The organism is Escherichia sp. KCJ4928, assembly GCF_004352695.1.
Lineage (GTDB): Bacteria > Pseudomonadota > Gammaproteobacteria > Enterobacterales > Enterobacteriaceae > ECMA0423.
The window spans coordinates 1-255 of sequence record NZ_SJWV01000783.1 but is presented as its reverse complement, the minus strand read 5'-3'; the positions used below and the strand labels follow the sequence as shown (position 1 = coordinate 255).

Sequence of the window (255 nt, the reverse complement as noted above, 5' to 3'; positions counted from 1 at the left end):
CATCTTTCAGTCAGGAGGTTCTTATGAGTGCACGTGGTATCAACAAGGTCATCGTGGTTGGTCGTCTGGGTAAAGATCCGGAAGTCCGTTACATCCCCAACGGGGGCGCAGTGGCAAACCTGCAGGTCGCCACGTCAGAAACCTGGCGCGACAAACAGACGGGGGAGATGCGGGAGCAGACGGAATGGCACCGCGTGGTGCTGTTCGGCAAGCTCGCGGAAGTGGCAGGTGAATATCTGCGCAAGGGCGCGCAGG

At 59.2% G+C, this 255-nt stretch carries 1 protein-coding gene; it reads left to right on the top strand.

Annotated elements, in window-relative coordinates; genetic code table 11:
* Positions 1-23: 23 nt before the first annotated feature.
* Positions 24-255: single-stranded DNA-binding protein (ssb, locus tag E0D98_RS26760; RefSeq protein WP_131891691.1), on the top strand; the 232-nt coding region annotated here is incomplete at its 3' end.